General features: G+C 60.2%; 13 protein-coding genes and 1 pseudogene. 9 read left to right on the top strand and 5 right to left on the bottom strand.

Features of this window, described 5'->3' with window-relative positions:
• The 5 genes and pseudogenes from J2X76_RS12805 to J2X76_RS12785 all read left to right on the top strand — a co-directional run.
• Positions 1–1,914: pseudogene (locus J2X76_RS12805) on the top strand (hypothetical protein); the annotation flags it as partial.
• A 512-nt stretch (positions 1,915–2,426) separates the two neighbouring features.
• Positions 2,427–3,785: a TolC family outer membrane protein gene (locus J2X76_RS12800; RefSeq protein ID WP_310216581.1), complete on the top strand. Its 1,359-nt coding sequence runs from the start codon at positions 2,427–2,429 to the stop codon at positions 3,783–3,785.
• 18 nt (positions 3,786–3,803) lie between these two features.
• Positions 3,804–5,960: a type I secretion system permease/ATPase gene (locus tag J2X76_RS12795; protein WP_113131537.1), complete on the top strand. Its 2,157-nt coding sequence runs from the start codon at positions 3,804–3,806 to the stop codon at positions 5,958–5,960.
• 38 nt (positions 5,961–5,998) lie between these two features.
• Positions 5,999–7,249: an HlyD family type I secretion periplasmic adaptor subunit gene (locus J2X76_RS12790; protein WP_310216579.1), complete on the top strand. Its 1,251-nt coding sequence runs from the start codon at positions 5,999–6,001 to the stop codon at positions 7,247–7,249.
• A gap of 29 nt (positions 7,250–7,278) precedes the next feature.
• Positions 7,279–7,908 (top strand): ribbon-helix-helix domain-containing protein, encoded by a 630-nt coding sequence (locus J2X76_RS12785; protein WP_310216489.1) that lies wholly within the window; start codon positions 7,279–7,281, stop codon positions 7,906–7,908.
• Positions 7,909–7,970: 62 nt separating this feature from the next.
• On the opposite strand, the gene J2X76_RS12780 is transcribed toward J2X76_RS12785, so the two are convergent.
• Positions 7,971–8,771 (bottom strand): transglutaminase-like cysteine peptidase, encoded by an 801-nt coding sequence (locus tag J2X76_RS12780; protein WP_310216486.1) that lies wholly within the window; start codon positions 8,769–8,771, stop codon positions 7,971–7,973.
• Between the two features lie 364 nt (positions 8,772–9,135).
• On the opposite strand from J2X76_RS12780, the gene J2X76_RS12775 reads away from it, so the two are divergent.
• Complete coding sequence (locus J2X76_RS12775; RefSeq protein WP_310216483.1) at positions 9,136–10,368, top strand: ABC transporter substrate-binding protein; 1,233 nt, start codon at positions 9,136–9,138, stop codon at positions 10,366–10,368.
• 209 nt (positions 10,369–10,577) lie between these two features.
• The gene (locus J2X76_RS12770) at positions 10,578–12,143 is read left to right on the top strand and encodes a GMC oxidoreductase (protein ID WP_310216480.1); all 1,566 of its coding nucleotides are present in this window, start codon (positions 10,578–10,580) and stop codon (positions 12,141–12,143) included.
• Here the strand turns inward: J2X76_RS12770 and J2X76_RS12765 are convergent.
• The 3 genes from J2X76_RS12765 to J2X76_RS12755 all read right to left on the bottom strand — a co-directional run bounded on the left by J2X76_RS12765 (position 12,133) and on the right by J2X76_RS12755 (position 15,439).
• Positions 12,133–13,392, bottom strand: coding sequence for an O-antigen ligase (locus tag J2X76_RS12765; protein ID WP_310216478.1), 1,260 nt, complete (start codon positions 13,390–13,392; stop codon positions 12,133–12,135). The genes J2X76_RS12770 and J2X76_RS12765 overlap by 11 nt on opposite strands.
• 7 nt (positions 13,393–13,399) lie before the next feature.
• A complete protein-coding gene (locus J2X76_RS12760) occupies positions 13,400–14,656 on the bottom strand; it encodes a polysaccharide biosynthesis/export family protein (RefSeq protein ID WP_113131542.1) in 1,257 nt (418 codons plus the stop codon).
• 102 nt (positions 14,657–14,758) lie between these two features.
• On the bottom strand, positions 14,759–15,439 hold the full coding sequence (locus J2X76_RS12755; RefSeq protein WP_113131543.1) for a sugar transferase: 681 nt from the start codon (positions 15,437–15,439) through the stop codon (positions 14,759–14,761).
• A gap of 728 nt (positions 15,440–16,167) precedes the next feature.
• On the opposite strand from J2X76_RS12755, the gene J2X76_RS12750 reads away from it, so the two are divergent.
• Both J2X76_RS12750 and J2X76_RS12745 read left to right on the top strand, forming a co-directional pair.
• Positions 16,168–16,464 carry an exopolysaccharide production repressor protein gene (locus J2X76_RS12750; protein WP_113131544.1) on the top strand — a complete coding sequence of 99 codons (297 nt, stop codon included), beginning with the start codon at positions 16,168–16,170 and terminating at the stop codon, positions 16,462–16,464.
• Between the two features lie 87 nt (positions 16,465–16,551).
• Positions 16,552–17,556 (top strand): glycosyltransferase family 2 protein, encoded by a 1,005-nt coding sequence (locus tag J2X76_RS12745; RefSeq protein ID WP_310216475.1) that lies wholly within the window; start codon positions 16,552–16,554, stop codon positions 17,554–17,556.
• On the opposite strand, the gene J2X76_RS12740 is transcribed toward J2X76_RS12745, so the two are convergent.
• On the bottom strand, positions 17,547–18,491 hold the full coding sequence (locus tag J2X76_RS12740) for a polysaccharide pyruvyl transferase family protein (protein ID WP_310216473.1): 945 nt from the start codon (positions 18,489–18,491) through the stop codon (positions 17,547–17,549). The genes J2X76_RS12745 and J2X76_RS12740 overlap by 10 nt on opposite strands.
• Positions 18,492–18,530: the final 39 nt, after the last annotated feature.

Below are 18,530 nucleotides of genomic sequence, written 5' to 3'. Positions count from 1 at the left end.
AACGGCACGAACATCGAGTTCACGCCGTCGGCGAACTTCAACGGTGCAGCCTCGTTCGACTATACGGTCCGTGACAACGGCCAGACCAACGGCGCCAACGACTTCAAGACGGACGTCGGTTCTGTCTCGTTCGCGGTGACATCGGTCAACGACGCTCCGGTCATGGCGGATGCGACACCGTCCCTCACGACGATCAACGAAGATCAGACCACGAACAGTGGTCAGACTGTTGCTTCTATCCTGGGGACATCGGTTACCGATGCCGACAGCGGTGCTCTCGAAGGCATCGCGATTACTGGGAAGTCCAGCGGCAATGGCCAGTGGCAGTATTCTCTGGACGGCACGACCTGGAACAACTTTGGCAACTATAACACCGGCAACGCGCTACTGCTTGCTGCCGACGACAAGGTCAGGTTTGTTCCGAATGCTCAAAACGGTACAAGTGCGTCGTTCAACTACGCCGCCTGGGACCAGACGTCCGGTACGGCTGGCTCGACCGCGAACGTTGCACAGCGGGGCGGTAGTACGGCGTTCTCAACGGAGATCAATACGGCCTCGATTACCGTCACCGAGGTGCCCGACTTAAAGGCGAAGGCTTGGGAGTCGAATCAGCAAACCGAGCCGCTGAACTACTTTAGCGAAAGCCATACGTTCGGGTTTAGCTTGCCCGGCACGCTAACGGGCAATCAAACGGTTACCATTTCGGCAAAGGGAGACTTCAGCACCGATAATTCGGGTGAATTCATCAGTGTTCGCTTCTGGAACGGATCCGATTATCAGTTCTTGGGTAATTTTGGCCCGGGACTGGGGAACGTCACTGTTCAAGCGATGCCTGACCGCGACGAAGTAAGGTGGAGCGTCGATATCACTTTGACGGCTCAGCAGCTTCAGTCGGGGCTGTATGCCGGGCAGGTATTCTTCCTGCTGGACAATTCCGACGACATCAACTTGTTCAATAGGAACGACTTCTATGGCGTCAAGCTGAAGGGCAACTATCTCGTTGACGCAGCCGACCCGATCATCCTCGATCTCGATCACAACGGCCTCACCTTCACCTCGGTGGAAGACGGTGTGAAGTTCGATATCAATGCTGACGGCAAACTCGATCAGGTGGCCTGGACCAAGACCGACGGCATCCTTGCCTTCGATGTCAACGGCAACGGCAAGATCGACAACGGTTCGGAAATCTTCACCCCGAACTTCGGCGGCGGCACGCATGCCGGCGGTGTGGCGGCGCTTTCGACGCTTGACGTCAATCATGACGGCAAGATCGATGCCTCCGACACCGGCTTCGACAAGCTGCTGGTCTGGCAGGATGCAAACGGCAACGGCATCAGCGACGCCGGCGAGCTGAAGGGTCTCCACGACTACGGCATCACCGGCATTTCGCTCGATGCCCACAGCGCGGAAGGTTATATCGACGGCCAGGCGCTGCTTGCCCAGGGCACGTTCAACTACGCTGACGGTTCGACGGGTTCCTTCGTGGAAGTCGGCTTCGACACGCTGTTCAGCGACGAGCCTAACCGCGTCCTGGTCGGTACGGACGGTGATGATATCCTCACCGCCCTGCCAGGTCTGACGCAGATGACCGGCGGTGCCGGCGCGGATACGTTCGTGCTCGATCCTTCGGCCCTGCACGAACTCGACATGGCCGACGTCATCACCGACTACAAATCGAGCGAAGGCGATGCGGTCGATGTCTCGAAGCTCCTCGACACCCTGCTTGGTCACCAGGCAACCGGTGAAGAGGCTGCCGCGAACGTCCGCACCACCATTGCCGGTAACGACACGACCGTCAGTGTTCAGGTCGCGACTGACAGCTGGAAGGATGTCGCCGTGCTCCAGAATCACACCGAAGCGGTCAAGATCCTCTTCGACGACGACAAGCACTCGGCAAACATCTCTCACGTCTAAGTGACGTTTGCTCAAAATCGAAACAACGGAAAAGGCGCGCGAGCGCCTTTTCTTCGTTCAGCAACTGCTGATCAATAAAATAACGCTAAAACTTGAGTCTCCGGAGTTTATACACCTCCGGGGGCGCGGCGTGATTTGCGGCCAACTATCGCGCGTGCTTCGCCCATGTGTCTCGGAGGCTACACAAGAGGTAAATGTATACGTCTGCGTAACTAAACGTTAAACCACAAGTTTTTGAGCGATAATTTTGCCTGTTAAATTTCTTATGAAAAAACAGCGGGATAGATAGTTTCCATTTGGTAATTAACCCTAGGCCTCGGAATATTCGAAGCGGGCTTGGGCGCTTAAATCAAAAATGATAATACTTTCCAACGAAATCGCCGCAGTATATGAATGCCGCAATGGGGTTTACATCGGCGAGGGGCTTCCGATTGTTTAAGAGCAAAAGAATTTGGGCGACACTGTTGGCGACCGTAGCCTTGGGGGTTGTGTTTAGCGCGCCTGCCAATGCGATGACGCTCGATGAAGCAGTAGCGAAGACCCTGAAAACCAACCCGCAAATCATGCAGGCGGTAGAAAATCGCGAAGCCGTGGAGTTCGAACTGCGGCAGGCGCGGGGTCTTTATCTTCCTTCCATAGATCTGCAGGCCGGAGTTGGTCGTCGGAGACTGTCCAACAGCAGTACAGGTACACTTACCCGTGACTACGAAACCTATTCTCCGTCCGATGCAAGCCTGACAATTACTCAAACGTTGTTTGACGGCGGCAGCCGCCGTTCGCAGGTCGAGCAGCAGGCATCGCGCGTTGATGGCGCTTCCTTCCGTGTCGTCGAGCGATCCGAGTCCCTGGCCCTTCAGGTTACTCAAGACTATCTCGAGTATATCCTGCAGTCCAAGATCGTCGCTATCGCCCAGCAGAACGTTGCCGCCCATAACCAGATCCTCGGCGATATCGGAGCAAGCATCCAGGGTGGTGCCTTGACCGATGCCGACCGCCTGCAGGGCCGTGAGCGACTGGAAGCCGCCCGGGCCCGGTTGCGGGAAGCCCAGGAAGAGCTGGAACTTACCAAGATCCGTTTCCTGAAGACGGTCGGTGAGCCGATCGGCCCGGTCAAGCAGCCGATATCGCTCGCGAAATTCATTCCGAAGACGCTCAATGACGCGATCTTCATCGCCAAGAAAAACAGCCCGCAGATTCATGCGGCCGATGCCGATGTGGATGCGGCGGATGCCGGGGTTCGCGGTTCGCGCGCCAATTATCTTCCGAAGGTCGATCTTCAGGGCAGCGCCCGTGTCGGCAACGACATCGACGGCAACCAGGGCAATACCAACGATGTCCAGGTCGGTTTGACCGCACGCTGGAACCTTTATCGCGGCGGTATCGATCAGGCGCGCGAGCAGGAGCAGATCCGTCGCGCCAGCGAACAGCGTTATGGTTTGGCGCAGGCCCATCGCGAGGTTGAAGAATCGATTCGCTCCGCATGGAACGAACGCAGTGGCCGCGGGGAACTGTCCGCGATCCTGGCGCGCCAGTCCTCGACGAACGGCAGCCTCGTCTCCTCGTATCGCGAGCAGTTCAAGGTCAACCAGCGTTCGCTTCTCGACGTTCTGGATGCCCAGAATACCCGTTTCAACACCAGCATTCTTGCGGAAACCGCACGGTTTGCTTCGCTTTTCGCCGAATACAAGATCTTGGCCGCATCAGGCAGTCTGCTTCAGTCGATGAAGCTCAAGCCCGTCGGCCAGGCTGAGGCGTATGCCCGGAAAGAGTTCACTGTCCCGGGTGGCGTCACGAATCCTGGCTATGTCGAAATTGACTCCCGTCAAAAGGCTGGCATGCCCATGGATCTCCTGGCGCCGATCCGACAGTAACGGATTGGCAAGGAAAAGATGCTCAACGTAAAGCTCGACCACGCAGATACTACGCCGTTTCGGACATTTAAAACTGCCTTCAGGTCTGTTGCGAGCTTTTACGGACGCCCGACGTCAGACATCGTTCTCTTCTCCGGCCTGCCGGACGAGGTTTCCGAATCTCTCGAACTGGACGATGTCGAGCATCTTGCGCAGCGCATCGGGCTCGAGGTTATCCGTCACGGCGAACGCGAATGTCGCGAGGGCAATTTCGATTGCCCCGCTATCATCGCCTTCGAAAATGGTGGCGTGCTGCCGCTGCTGGAAACCGATACCGACGGAAACTACATCACCGACCTGGTTCCGGCCTCGGGAAATCCGGTCAAGCTGACGCGGCACGAGCTTGCCGCTCTGAAGCCGAGCTTCGGGTTTGCCTTCACGCTCTATTATCAGAATTCGTCCGATAACGCCTCGGTCGGTACGGCCGGCGAAATCGAGCGGCGCCACTGGTTGTTGCGCGCGCTGGTTCCCTATTGGCGCACCTATATGCGCGTCATCATGGCTGCGCTGTTCATCAATCTGATCGCGCTCGGCTCGCCGCTCTTCACCATGAACGTTTACGACCGGGTGCTGCCCAACAAGGCGTTTCCGACGCTTTGGGTGCTGGCGATCGGCATCACGCTCGCCTACACGTTCGATTTCCTGCTGAAGACAGCCCGTGCGGCGCTCATCGACCATGCGGGCCGCAACGCGGACCTGCGTCTTTCCCAGATGATCTTCGACAAGGTGCTGAATTCGACCATGGCGTCGCGTCCGCTGTCGACGGGCGAATATGCCAATCGCGTGACGCAGTACGAGTTCGTGCGCGAATTCTTCACGTCCAACACGGTCGGCCTGCTGATCGATACCGCGTTCGTGTTCATTTTCCTGATCGTGATCTATACGCTTTCCGGTTGGCTTGTGGTGATCCCGGCGGTGGCGCTGGTGCTTTCGGTGCTGATCGGGCTGCATGCCCAGGCCAAGATCGGCCACCGCATGGCGGCCGCGACCAACGAGGCGTCGCGCCGTCAGTCGCTGCTGGTCGAGACCATCTCGACGATCGAGACCGTCAAGAGCCTTCGCGCCGAAGCCGGCATGCTGCGCCGCTGGCAGGAATTGATGAAGCTTTCGAGCCGCACCAGCGAAGAGATCAAGCATGTCTCCTCGAATGCGGTGAACCTCACCAATCTCGTCCAGCAGATGGTCAGCGTTCTGATCGTGATCGCCGGTACCTACGAGTTCTCCGAGGGGCATCTGGCGATGGGCGCGATCATCGCGACCGTCATGCTGGCCGGCCGCGCGGGCGCGCCGCTTGGCCAGATCGCCATGGCGCTCGCCCGTTTCCGCCAGGCGATGACATCGCTCAAGATCCTCGACAAGATCATGGAACAGCCGGAAGACCGTCCGTCCACGGTGGGTTTCGTGAACCGCGAGATCAAGCGGGGTGGCTTCAGCTTCCAGAACGTTTCGTTCCAGTATCCGGGATCCGACTACAAGGTCATCAACCAGCTCTCGCTGACCGTCGCCCCCGGCGAACGGGTCGGGATCATCGGGCGCATCGGTTCGGGGAAGACGACGCTTGGACGGCTTCTCGACGGGCTCTTCCTTCCCTCAGACGGCCGCATGTTGATCGACGGCGTCGATATCCGCCAGTACCACATGTCCGAAGTCCGCTCCGCGGTCGCCGTGGCGGGGCAGTCGTCCGATCTGTTTTCGGGAACCGTCAAGGAAAACCTGTTGATCGGGCGTGCCGATGCGACGGATGAGGAACTGCTCGACGTGGCGCGGATGACCGGCGTCGACGAGTTCGTGTCCAACCATCCCCGCGGCTTCGACATGCCGGTCGGCGAGCGCGGCAGCAACCTTTCCAGCGGCCAGAAACAGGCTTTGGCGATTGCACGCCTGCTTCTGACCAAGCCGAAGATCGTTTTCCTCGACGAGCCGTCGGGCGCCATGGACCTTGCGAGCGAACGTCATCTGCTCGCCAAGCTGTCGACCGCATTCAACCGCGAGACGACGCTGCTGATCGCCACGCACCGTTTCAGCATGCTGGAACTGTGCGACCGGCTGGTGGTGATCGACAAGGGCCGCATCGTTGCCGATGGCCCGAAGGCGGCCGTGCTCGAGGCGATGCAGGGCAAGGGAGCAAAGCCGTGAGCAGAGGCGTTCACGACAATCCTCCGTTTTTCGCCCGCATGCTGGTCGGTTTGGTGGCGGCCTGCATGGCGACCTTTCTCGCCTGGGCGGCGCTTGCCGAGATCGACGAGATCGCCCGCGGCGAAGGCAAGGTCATTCCCGTTTCCAAGACGCAGATCATCCAGTCCTCCGAAGCCGGCATCGTGCAGGAAATCGCCGTTCAGGTCGGCCAGGTGGTTCGCAAGGGCGATCTGATCATTCAGCTGAACAATACGACGACCGAATCCACCCTCGGCGAATCCGTCGCCAAGGCGAGGGCGCTCGGCGCCAAGATCGCGCGCCTGCAACTGGAAGAAAAAGGTGCATATGACCAGCCGTTCGTATGCCCGGCGGATGTGCTTTCGGTCGCCAAGAACGTCTGCGACAACGAAGACCGGCTGTTTTCGGCCAACAAGGCCAGTTACAAGAACAAGCTCGACGTTCTCGAAGGGCGCGTGAGGCAGCGCGAGAACGAACTCAGCGAAGCCAATGCCAATATCGACCGGCTGGAGCAGAACATCGCGTCTTCCTCGCGCCAGCACGACCTCTATGGGCCGCTGGCGAAAAAGGGCCTGGTCGCGCAGACCCAGCTTCTGACGGTCGAAAGCCAGCTCACCGATCAGCAGGGCCAGCTCAAAGTCTATCAGGAAAGCCTGCCGCGCCTGCGCGGTTCGGTCGATGAAGCAAAGCTCCAGGTGGGCGAGATTTCGCTGGCCATCCGCCAGCAGGCGCTGACCGACAAGGCCCAGGCTTTGGCCGAACTTTCGGTGATCGACGAAACGATCCGCGGCGCTTCGGACCGCGTCAAGCGTACCGACATCCGCTCGCCGGTGGATGGCATCGTCAACACCCTCGAAGTCAACACGATCGGGGCCTATGTGGATCCTGGCCGGGTGGTTGCCGGCATCGTTCCGACCGCCGATACGCTGCTGATCGAAGCGCGCATATCGCCCCGCGACGTCGCGTTCGTCCGCCGCGGCCAGCCGGCGATCGTCAAGATCACGGCCTATGATTTCGCGATCTTCGGCGGGCTGGAGGGCGAAGTCACCAACGTTTCGGCCGACAGTATCGTCGAGAAGGAAAAGGGCGAAACCTATTATCTCGTCCAGGTCAAGACCAACAAGTCGGAGCTGGAACGCAATGGCAAGTCCTATCCGATCATCCCCGGCATGATTGCGTCCGCCGAAATCATGACGGGCCGCAAGACAGTCCTCAGCTACCTCATGAAGCCTATCAATCGGGCGCGCTCCGACGCGCTTACCGAACGGTAGAAACTCCAATGAAATCAGGTGCGCTTTCAATGTCCGTCATCGAACCTGCGGGCGACCCGCTGCCGATCATCGACAAGGAAGAAGTCGAGCCGCGTTTTCGCGCCGTCGTCGCGCGCAATGGCGAGCGTCGCGGCATCAGGCTCGAGAAGATCTATTGGGAAGGCCTCAGCCGCATGTCGGCGGCGGGCAAGATAACCACGGGCGATCTCGTTCAATACACGGCGGCCCAGATGCCCGAGGCGGGCAATCTGACCTCGCTGCTGCGCGTCCTCAGTCTCAAATGGGCGCTCGGACGGCTGGCGACGGTCGAAGATGTGTCCTCGCTCGAGAACCTCAACGCATTGGTTCAGGCGTCGCCGTCGCCGACTGTCGTACTGACGCGGGAAAAACGGCTGCAGTTCTTCAACGAGCCGTTTCTCGTGATGCTTCGGCAGCGGCTGGTCGGGGAGGATCCGTCACAGCTGATGAAGAGCCTGAAATTTTCGATCGACACGCAGATCGAAGATGCCATGGACACGCTGCAGATGAACCGCGGCAAGACGTTGAATACCGGCTTCACGATCTCCTGCGCCAGGCAGATCATCAAAGGGCAGATCAATCTGGCGCTTGCTCCGGCGCACGAAAAGCCGATGCTGATCGGCTATATTTCCCGTTATTGATGCTCTCAAGGTTCAAGGCCGGAGCGCTCGCCCTCCGGCCTTAAAAGAGAGTTCAGGAAAACTTAGAAGTTTGCTCCTTCGCCCGGCGCAATCTTTTCCAGCGGCGTCGTCATGGCAAGGTTCTGGTCCTTGCGGCGCGAGCCATGCAGGAAGCCCTTGCCGCCCTTGATGGAATAGAGCGGCATGTAATCGGGAAGCTGCGTATCGAGGAGAACCTGATTGCGCATGTTGTCCAGGATGAAGAACTTGCCGCCGGCTTCGACCGAAAGGACCGCGTGGTAGAAATGCCGTTTCTGGTCGAACAGAACGACGATCGCCATCTGTTCGGGATCGACGCCTTCTGCGCGAAGTGCCGCCATTTTCAGGATCGCGAAATCTTCGCAATCGCCCTGCTGCAGGCTAAGCGTCTCCCGCGGCGTGCTCCAGCGGTCGGCGACATTGTAGGCATCCTGGTCGGTGCGGTAACGGATGGACTGGTTTACCGCCGCGTTGACGGCGTTCAGCTTGTCGCGAAGCGACGACTGCGAGGTGTTGACGCCGACAAGCTGGATCGCGGCAAAAGCCGGGCTGCAGCCCTTGCCGTTGCACGTCACGGCAGTGCCATTGTCCATCTCTTCTAGGGCGGGGGCGAGCTTCTTCAATGCCGCCAGACGCTTGAAGGGGATGGCGACCGTGTCGAACACGGCGGTGTTGGATGGTGCCGGATCTCCCAAACGCCTGGAGGGAGACAGGTCGGCCGGTTTGATCGCAACTTCGGTCACGCCCGCAGGTCTAGCCGCCGGCAACGCTATCTTCGAGCCGAGTTGGGCGAGTGTCTGAAATGCCGCGCTGGCCTGCACGGCGCCGAAGGCAAAGGAAGCCATGATCGGAAGCGGCTGCGGAAGATATTCCAGAACGTGACTTCCGATAATTGGCGCGGAAGATCCAGTATTGATCGGGAATTGTTGTATGGAGGTCGGTGCGGAAGCTGCGGCCGAAGCAATAAATGGTAATGCGATGAGCGAAGCGATTGTGGCTTTTAAAGTATTCTTCTTGTATGCCATTTTCTGTCTCCTTTGTTGAAGAGAAAATAGCAAAGCCTTCTGAATTTCTGGTTCTTGAAGATAGATAAGCTAAGAATAACTTATTTGAGAGAATATGCGTAAAATTTTATATTTATGTTTGGACGCTTGTTAATAGGTTTTGTCTGGGCTAGCATGCCGCCGCTACAACCAAGAAGGCCGTAGATTGATCGAGGAAATGCCCCAGGGACGTTCGTTTTTCCATCGGCCCAATCTTGCCGATATCGCTCGCAAGATCCTTGGAGCCACCGGGTGGCTGCGTCCGGTGCGCTTGTCATTGGCGGGCTTGTCTGCCGCCGCCATACTGGCCGGATGCGAATCCTCGTCCGTTGCCGACAAGGTTCTGGACGACAAGGCGCTCAAGCCGCCGCCATCCATGGTTGAGGAAACGTTCGGACGCGGCTCGACGGAAATAACCCTGCTTCTGACCAGGTCTCCGGGCGGCCTCTATGACGGCGCGGCGCGCGACATACGCGACGGCGCAGCTCTTGCCATCGGCGAACTCGACGACGCGGGCGTGATGAAGATCAAGGTGATCGACGTGACGCAGGGGCCAGCTGCGGTTGCCCCGGCGCTTGTCGCTGCCAAGGCACGCAATTCCGGCCTGCTGATCAGCTACGCGCCCCAGGCGACCACGGCGGCGATCGCGGCCGTCCCGGCCGATCAGCGGCCGCCGCTGATCAATCTTTCAAGCCCGGTCAGCGGCGCGAAAGTGTTCAATTTTGGCTTCGACGAAGTGGCGAGCGCCGCAAGAGGCGTGCGTTCGGCCATCGCGGCCGGCCAGAAGAAGGTTCTGGTCCTGGCGCCCAATACCCTAGCTGGTGTCGATGAGGAGCGGCTGAGATCCGCGATCGGCCAAGCCGGCGGTGCGCTGATCGGCGTGGTCCGCTACGATCCCGCCGGGCCGCCGGGTGATCTGCTCACCCGCAACAAGGCTCTGCTGGATGACGCCGGCGCACTGGTGCTGATGGGGGATTCGGCGGCGGTCGGTCCTATCCTGAAGGCTGCAAGGACCTCCTTCTCCAAGCTGGTCGTGGTCGGCACCAGCCATTGGCCGACGGAACTGCATGCCGATCCGGCCGCCGCCAACGTCATCATCGCAGGGATCGATCCGGATGCTTCCCAGCTGATCGGCGAGCGTTATCGCCGCTTCAACAAGCGGTCACTGACGGTCTATGCGGCGGAAGGTTACGACAGTATCGCGGTCGCTGCCGGCATTGTCAGAGGCAAGGGTGCTGCGGCCCTGACGCCGGAAGCGCTGATGACTAAGACCGGTTTTCGCGGAGTGACGGGGTTGTTCCGCTTCACGCCGAGTGGAATGGCCGAGCATAAGATCGGCCTCTACAGGATCGACGGCGGCCGGCTGGTGGCCATCGAGCCGAAGGCCGTCAGCTTCTAAAGATATCCATGTGATCGCCGCTCGCGGGGATCCTCGGCAACCGGTGCCGCGTATCGCCCAAATCGAAACGGAGCTTGCTTCGAGCCTCATCCGAATAGGCGGTTCCATTTCCGGAAACACGCGCTATCTGCGGATAGTCCAGGGCTTTCTCTTAAACGGCATCCATGGCGTCAGGACATTCTGAGACGGGATCGGCGGATGTCTGCATCGTGGGTGCAGGCCCTGTCGGTTTGGCGCTGGCCTTCAAGCTGGAGGAACTGGGCCTCTCTGTCACCCTCGTCGAGATGGGCGCCGGGGGAGCGGCGAATGTCACGGGTGCCGGCGATATCGAATTCACCAACCGCCATCACGCTCCCTCCATGGCCATGTCGCGGCCAGGCATCGGTGGCGCATCGGCGCTTTGGGGCGGCCGGTGCGTCACCTTCGATGATCTTGATTTCGAGGCACGGGATCATGTGCCTTTTTCCGGCTGGCCGATTTCCCACGAGGAACTTCGCCGCCACTATGCGGAGGCGCTGACATTCCTCAGCTGCAATGCAGGCGAGCCGCCCCTGGAAGCGATCGGTGTTTCCGACAGCAGGATCGACACGAATGCCCTGGAGCGGTGGAGCAGTTTTCCCGCTCTCGGGCCGATTTACGGGGAGCGGCTCAAGGCCTCCGATCGCATTCGTCTCGTTAACGCGATCGTCACCGATGTCACGCTCGATGCTTCCGGCGAACGTGTCGAAGGTCTCGCCGCTTACAGAGACGGACAGCAAATCGCGGTCACTGCCCGGACCTTCGTCCTTGCCGGCGGAGGGTTGGAGAATGTCCGCCTGCTGCTTGCCCTGCGGGAGAAGCGGCCGGAGGTAATGGGCGGGTCCGACGGTCCGCTCGGCCGCTTCTATCAGGGGCATCTCACCGGCTACATTGCCGTGCTGCAGTTCGACAGGCCGAAGATCGCGAACCACTTCGCCTTCAACGCGGACGAGGAGGGTTATGTCTTCCGGCGCAGGTCGCAGATCGCGCCGGCGATCCAGGCGGAAGAGAAGCTTCTCAATTGCGTCTTCTGGATCGACGCGATTTCGGTCGCGGACCCCGTGCATGGCTCCGGCGCATTGTCGCTCATCTATCTGTTCCTCAGGACATTCGGCCTCTATCGCCATCTCTCCAACGGCCTGGCGCCGACGGCCAGGGGACCGGAAAATATCGACCGCCGGCAGCATTGGCGGAACATCCGCGCCGATCGCGGCTCCCCGCTCGATCTGTTCGGATCGCTTCTCAACATGTTGGAGCGGCGGATCGAACCGTGGCGCACGCTCATCAATCCGAAGGGCCGCTATCTGCTTCGCTATCACGCCGAGCAGGTGCCCAATCCGGAAAGCCGGGTCTACCTTCAGCCGCAGGAAGGAAAGGGCAGGCGGGGCGCCCTCGCCGTCGACTATCGGGTGGTGGAACAGGACCTGGCTTCTGTTCTCAAATCGCACGAGATCCTCGATATGTGGTTGCGCGTGACAAGGCTCGGCCGGCTGGAATATCTGCATGAGGCTTCGGAGCGTCGGCAGGCCGTGCTCAACCAGGCTTTCGACGGCTACCATCAGATCGGCCTCAGCCGGATGTCGGAAACGCCAGAAGAGGGTGTGACGGATGCCGATTGCCGCGTGCACGGCATAACCAACCTTTATCTCGCAGGCAGCGGCCTGTTTCCGACCGGAGGCCATGCCAACCCGACATTGCCGGCCGTGGCGCTGGCGCTTCGGCTCGCCGCCCACCTTTTTGAAAAGCTCAGGCGATGATCGTCCGCCGCCCTCCGGCGGGGTACGCAAACGGAGTGTGCGCGCGGCGGAGTGTCAGCCGGCCTGCGGCGTAGAACATCAGGAACGAGCCGATCTGATACGGGAACAACACGTCGACTTCCACGAATGCCCGCATCAGCAGCAGGATGCTCAATGCGCATAACAGCGTCGATGCCGGATCGCGGTTGCGGCTCAGCATCGCGCTCAGATGGCCGAAGACGTTCGTCAGCATGATCAGGCAGAGGAGAGCGAGCCCGATCAGGCCGGTTTCGACGGCGACCTCGATGAACGTGTTGTGGAAATGGAAGCCGCTGCGGCCGGTGATGAAGAAATCATCCCACAGCCTTTCGGCATCGGCGAAGCCGGCTACCCAATAACCCTGATAACCGATGCCCAGAACGGGTCGTTCGCGGACCGCTTCGATCCCCTGCTGCCAGAGATAGGTTCGTCCGGTCAGTGTCGAATCCTTGCCGAAGATGCCGAGAACGGCGTCGACTGCGCCGATCTGAAGCGCCCCGATTATCGCAACCACGCCGATGACCACCAGCCCGGCGACCAGCAGCTTGCGATGGTTGGGGGAAAGGTGCGCGACCGGCATGTAGCCGGCGCAAAGCGCCAGGACGCCCGCGGTGGTGATCGCCGAGGTGGCCGATTGCGAGGCGAGAAGGCAATATGCGCTCAGAAGCCCGACGCCGCCGGAAGCCATCAGCCACAGACCTTTCTGCCGCCAGATGAGCAGGTAGGAGGCCGCGAAGAAAAGGCCGAGCGAGGCATAGAAGCCGAGCTGGTTCTTGGAGGAAAAGGCGCCGACGAAACTGTAGCTGCCGTCGATCGCGTCGTAGAGATAGGTGCCGAACAGTATGGAATACACCAGCACGATCGCGGTGCCGAGAATCGCGCCTCGGGTTAGTGTCAGAACGCTGATGGTGCGCATGGCGATCAGCGCGCAGACCACATGCGTCAGATATTGTATCGCTGTTCGCAGCGAGATGCCGAAGGCCGGGGACCAGAAGGCGGAGATGAAGCAGAACAGCGTGAATCCGAAGATCCAGAGATATTTGAGGTAGTTGCCGAGTGCCTGCCGATAATCGGCAAGCACCAGCACAAACCAGAGGCTATAATAGACAAGGATCGAAATCGGTCCGAACCGGCTCGAATAGGCGAACATGAAGAAGGACAGCGCGACCGCGGCCACGCCGTAGACTTCATTGTGAGCCGGGTCGATCAGCGCGGATCTGGCAATCCTCATGCGGCCCTCATTGCATCAGCAGTTCGGCGGTGACCTTGATGACGTCGCCGGGAAGAAGCTTGTCGTTTTCACCGACGACAACCTCTTTCGGCCCCCGTCCGTCATCCCGCACCACCGTGTATTTGATGGTGGCGGATTTGCCGGCGGGATCGAATTTGAGCGCTTCGGCCGATTGGGCCACGGCTTCCGACATCAGTTCGCGGCTGGTGCCGAGCTGCAGCCCGAGCTTTTCGAGTTCGGCCTCGGTGTCCTGCAGTTCCTGGGCACGCTGGGCTTCCCAGTCGTTGCGCAGGTTGATCTCGTCCTGGTTCGCCTTGCTGATATCCTGCTTGGCGCGAAGCGTTGCCGTATCGATATCGAGGAGGTTCGATTCGATGGTGGCTGCCCTTTCTTCCGCGGTGATGCGGCGGCTGGATGTTGCCAGACCCTGTTCGGTCAGCTTGGCCATCTTTTCCCGGTCCTCGCTGACGATCTGCAACTGCCGCTTCTGGGTCTCGGTCTTCTGGCTCAGCGACTGGACCTCGTTTTCGAGCAGTGTCCGCAAGTCGGTGAGGGCCTTCAGCTGAAGCTCGTAGCGTTCGCGCCGTGATTTCATCAGCGAGGCCTCGCCGGCGATCAGCTTGTCGGCATTGCCGACATCCTTGAGTTCCGCGGGGATTTTCAGTTCGGCCGCGCCGGCGACTTCGGCCAGCAGCCGGGCTCGGCGGGCGAGAAGCCGCGAGCGTTGCGAATCATAAACGGAAGCGTCTCCACGCGCGTTGATGAAATCGCGGGCGAAACGCTGGCCCGAATCGGACCGGCGAAGGCCACCCGCGAGGCTGACGGCTTTCAGGACGGTCAGGTTGGGCGCGTAGGGATATTCGCCCGGCGTATGAACGTCGCCGGCCAGAAAGACCGGCCGGAACTGGGCGATCTCCACGGAGGCCGACGGCAGGTTGCGCAATGCGAATTTGCCGCGCAGTTCCTCGCCGATGGTTTTCGCCACTTCGCCCGCCGTCTTGCCGGCTGCGGGAAGGTCGCCGATGAAGGGGAGCGAGAGCGATCCGGTCGGGCCGATGGTGTAGTCGCCGCTGACCGCGTCCCAGTTGCGGACCGTCCCTTCGGCCGGCTGCCACTCGGCGACGCGGACGCGCAGCTTGTCCATCACGCCGAGGCGATAGCCGCTGTCGTCCGCAGTTGCGCTACCGGCCAGCGCGACTGTCATCGCACCAGCCAGAAAACATAAAGCACGCAGGCTCCTTGCGGAGGCGATTTGTGTCTGCATGGATTTTTCCTTCAAAAGGCGCGGAAGCATGTCCGCGCTCGAAGCTCGCCAAACCCGCCGAACCCGTCAGGGTTCCGGAGCATCGGCAGAGGGGATGGATGATCAGTAACTGCCGCGCGCCATGCAGACGGCGGGGATCGTCTTAACGATGATTGCGACGTCGCCGATGAGCGACCAGTTCTGGACGTATTGGGTATCGAACGCGATACGGGTTTCGTAGGAAACGTCATTGCGGCCGCTGATCTGCCAGAGGCCGGTGAGGCCGGGGCGCGTGCTCAGGTAATAGGCCGCAAAGCTGTCATAGAGGTTCAGTTCCTCATCCACCACGGGGCGAGGACCGACGACGCTCATTTCCCCCCGCAGGATGTTGAAAAGCTGCGGAAGCTCGTCGAGGCTGAGCTTGCGCAGCACGGTGCCGACGACCGTCACGCGGGGGTCGGTCTTGAGCTTGCGCGTCGCTCGCCATTCCTCGGCGGCTTGCGGATTGGCTTTCAGATGGTTTCGCAGGACTTCGTCGCCATTCACGGCCATCGTGCGGAACTTGAGGCATTTGAAGCTGCGGCCGTTATGGCCGATCCGACGATGCCCATAGAGGATGGGGCCATTGTCGGAAAACTTCACCAGTGCCGCGATCATCAGGAAGATGGGACTGAAGAGGATCAGGGCCAGGGCGGCGGCGGTGATATCGAAACTTCGTTTTGCCAGCCCCCCGGTCGGGAGGATCATGCGGGCTTGGTCTGACGTTGAGAACGGCGAACCTGCCGAACGTGTCGCTGACTTCATAGAGTGAACTCCATTGAGATTTTGCGATAGTCGGTGCCATTACGGCGCGTCATTGAGCGTTAATGTGATGATAAGTCTGTGTTCGCAATTTGATGAAGGTCAAACTTTCTCCCCGACGGCCTCCGGCGCAGCGCCAGGGCCGATTTCCAACTCGCGATTGGATGGGAACAACTTGCGAGATATACGCCGAAAGGGCAGTCAATACTGTCGAGGACGTGTAAAATCGATCTAGTAGCTAATATTCGCTTGCCGCTCTAAACTTAACCTCGGGTTCCCCCCTGTAGGCCGCCTAGTCATAGAGCCTGTCGCTCTTCCAGATGGGGACCAAAGAAGCTTGCGGTCGGGACCAAAGGCCCATTCTTGCTGCGTCGCAATACAATGCTGCGATGCAATAGCGGGCCTTGGGCTCTCGTGAGCTTTGTAACAAAAGTTGATCAGGTTTCAGGCGCCTCGAGAAGGGTGACCCGGAAGTTCCATCCAACCGAGGCGGAACGGGGCAAAAATGTGGCGGAATCGCGGCGAAGGCTTTGTGGTACTGTGAGGAAGGGGGATTGACGGGAGGCACTATCCATTCGGAACCACACCGACCTTACGAAAGTTTCACTACTAGTCTGGCATTTATCGAGATCGGAAAACTTGAATCCTCTCCGGCAGACTCATATGGTTGTTCTATCGGGAGAGGAGCCTGAAACCCACGAACTGAACAGTTATGTTCGGGAGGAACGATCATGTACGCGCCCCGTGTCTTTATCTGCATGACAGGGACTCTGATCGTGTTCGCGGTGGCTACGTATTTTATGACGGGGTCGCTCTATACGGCGTTTATTCAGACGCTGATCTGTGCGGTTCTCATCCAGGCGGGATATTTTGCTGCGGTCCTTTACCTCGTGCGCCGTGAAAAGCAGATGCGGGACGCGGGTGTAACTTCGGATGCCGCCGCCACAGCCAAAAGCCCCAAGGACGGCAGCCGGCGCGACGGACTGCGTGCCGATACCGCGCCGAACCTGCCGGCCGGCGATACCTGACCGCCGTCTCGCTTTTTTCCGCCAAATTCACACCAGGGCCATTTTCCTGAGCCCATAGTTGCCGGGTCGGCAACTATGGAGAAGGCTATGGCTGGAAACTCTTCCGAGACCATCTGCGTCATCATCGCGGCCAGGAACGCCGCGGAAACGATTGGAATCGCAATTCAATCCGCCTTGAACGAGGTGCATGTCAGCGAGGTCGTGGTGGTCGATGACGGTTCTACCGACGCTACGGCCGATGTCGCGCGCAAAGCCGACGACAGGTCGGGACGGTTGACGGTTGTCTCTTTTGAAAAGAACCGCGGCCCGTCCGCTGCCCGCAATCATGCGATTGCGATATCGAGCGCGCCGCTGATCAGCATCCTCGATGCTGACGACTTCTTTTTTGCCGGCCGGTTCAAGCCGATGCTTGCGGAGGACGGCTGGGACTTCATCGCCGACAATATCGCCTTCATCTACGAACTGAACGAGTCGATCCGGCCGGAACGGTTCGAGGCGCGGGCGCGGACCATGTCGCTGACGGAATTCGTGGAAGGCAATATTTCCAAGCTTGGCGTCAAACGCGGCGAGACGGGTTTCCTGAAGCCGGTGATGAGCCGGGCGTTTCTCGATGCCCACGGCCTTCGTTATGACGAGAGCATGCGCTTCGGCGAGGACTACGACTTCTACGTCCGGGCGCTCGCCAGGGGCGCGCGCTACAAGGTGATCGAACACTGCGGTTACGGCGCCATCGTGCGCCAGGATTCGCTGAGCGGCCGGCATCTTACCGAGGACCTGCGCAAGTTCTACGAGGCGGACAATACGGTCCTGACCGACCCGGCACTCAGCGAAGAGGCAAGGGCGATCATCGTCCGGCATCGCGACTTTATCCGCGACCGCTACGAGCTGCGCGCCTTTCTGGACGTCAAATCGCAGGCGGGGAAGGGGGCTGCCATCCGCCACGTGCTCTCCCGCCCGCAGGTTCTGCCGGCCGTCGCCAAGGGTATCTTCCTCGACAAGCTCGATCTCCTGCGCGCCCGCTCCTCCAAGCCGCAGGCCCAGCCACCCGGTATGCGCTACCTTCTGCCCGGCATTCCCGCCGCTCAAAAATAGTCGCGGCGGATCCCTTCCAGCATCGTCCGGAACTTCTCCTTGCGCTCGTTCAGCGTCTCGTCGGGGCTGAGCCGTGGTTCTGTGCGGCTTGCCTGCCACAGCGCCAGCACGGAGGGAGCGGCGAGAAACTGCTTGGCCATGCCGCGAAGACCGGTCTGCGAGGGTTGCGTGCGGGTCAGGACTTCGTCGCCGTGGGAATCCGGTGCCACGTGATGCGCGGGCTGCGGGTCGCCGAAGCTGATGCCCCAGAAGCGCGAGCGCTTGGCCACCGCTTCGGCTCGCGTCGAGACCGGCACGTAGCGGGGCTCGTAGGTCGTCCCCACCGATGCCGCCCAGTCGTTCCACTTGAAATTGTTGATGGAACGGGAGCTGCTGACTGCGACCCACGGCACCCGGAAGGCGTCCGCAAGGATAGCGCCGTGCATGGATTCGGCGATGATCACTTCCGACTGGGCGATGTGGCGGATGACCGATTTCGCTTCGCCGCGCGGATCGAGATAGGTGAGGCCGACGGGTTCGCAGACGGCCTTCCACATGCCGAACTCGGCCGATTCCCAATGGGGAATGAAGGTCTTCCGGTGGATTTTCGGCAGGTGCTGGAATTCCGGCATGTCGGCGATCATCGCCGCCGGATCGGTGATCGCCTTGTCGGGAGACAGGCCGAGTTTTGCGGCCGTCAGCGGCCCGCGGACCGCCCGTACGTCCCATTCCGAGGGATCGCTGACATCAGGCGGCGTTCCGTAGCCGTAACCGCTGCCGACGACGAGTTTCTTCTGCCCGGCAGGCAGGAGGGTGGGATTGAGGACGGTGCCGACACCGACCAGCATGGTGTCGGGATGGACGTCCCGGAAGCCGGGAAGCAGCGCATCCCAGAGCCAGAGATTGAGATCGTCGCCAAAATTGCCGTGATGAGATTCCCAGTAGTACGCTTTCATGCGGGCCTCCGTGGGATGATGGATTGAAAAGGAAACGCA

Origin of the sequence: Neorhizobium sp. 2083 (assembly GCF_031455615.1) — a bacterium.
Taxonomy (GTDB): Bacteria; Pseudomonadota; Alphaproteobacteria; order Rhizobiales; family Rhizobiaceae; genus Neorhizobium.
The sequence above is the reverse complement of the archived record's forward strand: the minus strand, read 5'-3'. Positions and strand labels throughout refer to the sequence as shown.